This is a genomic window from Leisingera sp. ANG-DT (genome assembly GCF_000813785.1).
In the GTDB taxonomy this organism is placed as follows: Bacteria; Pseudomonadota; Alphaproteobacteria; order Rhodobacterales; family Rhodobacteraceae; genus Leisingera.
The window spans coordinates 1-2,074 of the sequence record NZ_JWLE01000062.1 but is presented as its reverse complement, the minus strand read 5'-3'; the positions used below and the strand labels follow the sequence as shown (position 1 = coordinate 2,074).

The 2,074-nt window shown below is 63.1% G+C and carries 2 protein-coding genes; both read right to left on the bottom strand.

Features of this window, described 5'->3' with window-relative positions; translation table 11 throughout:
- Positions 1-1,032, bottom strand: a 1,032-nt coding sequence (locus RA21_RS21580) for an AAA family ATPase (RefSeq protein ID WP_152610609.1), incomplete at its 3' end; no start/stop codon positions are given.
- A gap of 278 nt (positions 1,033-1,310) precedes the next feature.
- On the bottom strand, positions 1,311-2,048 hold the full coding sequence (locus tag RA21_RS21575) for a GIY-YIG nuclease family protein (RefSeq protein ID WP_193748100.1): 738 nt from the start codon (positions 2,046-2,048) through the stop codon (positions 1,311-1,313).
- Positions 2,049-2,074 lie beyond the last annotated feature (26 nt).

The window sequence follows — 2,074 nt, the reverse complement described above, 5'->3', positions numbered from 1 at the left end:
CCGTGCTTCATCGAAGCTTTTGCGCATCGCGAGCAGGAGGTTGCCAAGGTGCCCCGCGCTTTGCCACTCGGCGCAACTGGTCTCGACGCAATTGACCCCGGCGCTCCGGCCCATTGCGCGGGCGAGGTGGCTCTTGCCGGTGCCGGGTACGCCGTGCAACAGCAAAGAATGGGGGATCTGGTCCCATGCAACGCTGCCTTCGGCCCACAGGCGCAGGTCTGCGACCAGACAGCGGGCGGTGTTATAGGCTGGGCCAATGCCTGTGATCTCTTCCCTTGGCGCGTGGGCTTCGGGCGGTGAAGCGGCAGCGGCTGCAAGCGCCTGGGACAGGCGCTGAGCCATCTTCTTCGCTGTGGGCGCACGCAGGGCAAAAGAGAGTGCGGCGGTGGAGAGTTCTTGCAGCTGGCCGTTCGGGGGCAGCGCGGCGCGGGCGGCGGCTTCATCAATGCGGCCCGTGCGGCTGTGCGTCTGGCGCAGCAGGGCGATCAGAAAATCCGCGTCCACTTGCGGCAATGCCAGCTGGTGACAGTGCTCCGTCACCAGTGGCGCCGGCAGCGCCATCTCATCCGGCAAGCAGATCCACAAAGGCTGGCTGTGCGCCAGGCCTTTAATGATCAGCTCCTGCAGGTCATCAAAGTGACCCTGCTCAATCCCGCCATCGCGGACGCTGGGGACAGCGAGGGTCACGCGCTGAGGCAGCTGCACCTGGCGCCGGGCGTCATAGGCTTGCCAGCCCGGCGGCAGCAGGGCGTTGTTAAGGAGATTTTCCAGGCTCGAAAAGCCGCAGGGAGGAATGTTGCGCAGGATCAGCACAGTGCCGCGGATTAGCTGCGTGTCCACCGCAGCCGGGGAGCCAAAGGCCGCGGCGATCCGCAGCAGAAGCAACAGCTGGTCTGCCGGCAGATCTGTGGCCGGCAGCCAGCGGCCCTTGTCATCGCATGCGTATGGGTCGGCGCCTTCCTGCTCCAGCGCTTCCCAAAGATCCGGAGGCAGATTCCGCGCGTTGGGGTGCTTGCTCAGATGCTGCAGCAAAGAATGGGGGTGATCCGGTGCAGGGGGCACAGGCGGCTCCTCGGCGCCAGCACTGTCGTCTGGCGCGTCTTCTTTGAGTGTCTTGCGGCGTGTCTGCTGCAGCTCTCTGTAATAGAGATGATAGCGGCGGGCGCAGTCTTCGGCGAACTGCCACCAATCGGGGCGCGCGGGCTTGGAGAGATCAAGCTGGCTCATGGAAAGCCTCCTTCAAAAAGGCAAAAGGGATCGGGCGCCCGGTGGAACCGGGCTGGAGATGTTGGAAATTGAAGAGGGGGCGCTTAGGTGTCTTCTTCCGCTCGGATGGCGTCGAGCATCGCGAAGATCACCTGGGTCGCATCGGCGAAGTAGACCTCGCTTTTGACGCTCAGCTCTTCTGCGTAGAGGTCTGGCGGCGCGACGCTGTCGGGGTGCTCTGCCTTCAGCCGCGCATGCAGGCCTTTCTCAATTTGCACAGCTGTGTGGCCGGAGCTGATGGGAACTGTCCGCAGGACCTGCGCCTCCGTCTCCTTGGTCTTCAGTAGTTGGTGGTAAAGGCGGGAAATGGGATCCCTGCTGTAGCCCAGCTTGATCAGCTTAGCTCCATTGGCGAGTTTGAGCTGCATGACGTAGAGAAAGCTTGGCGCACTGCTCCAGCCCTCGCCGCAGTTGCTGCATTGAAACCGGCCAGTCTGCATGTTGGCACGGGCGATCCGCTGAACATGGCCGCAGGCCTGGTGCTGGTACAGGCGGTAGTTCTGGTTCCTGTTCGGATCCGGTCCAATCAGCTCCCAACCCTGCGCGGAGGCTTCTTCTTGCTCCTTATGCTGCTGGCAGAGTTCGCAGCGTACGTCGCAGACGCCTTCGGCGGCACGCTTCACCATCTCAAATTGCCGGCGCAAGTTATGGCCGCAGGGGGCGATATAGTGGGCATAGTGACGGTCTTCCGGATCGCGGCCTGCCCACTTCAAACCTGCGGCCACAGCGTCGGCCTGCCACCGGTCTTGAATGCAGTGCGGGCACTGCGGCTGGCTGTTCATGAGAACAAAGATCTTGCTGGCATGTG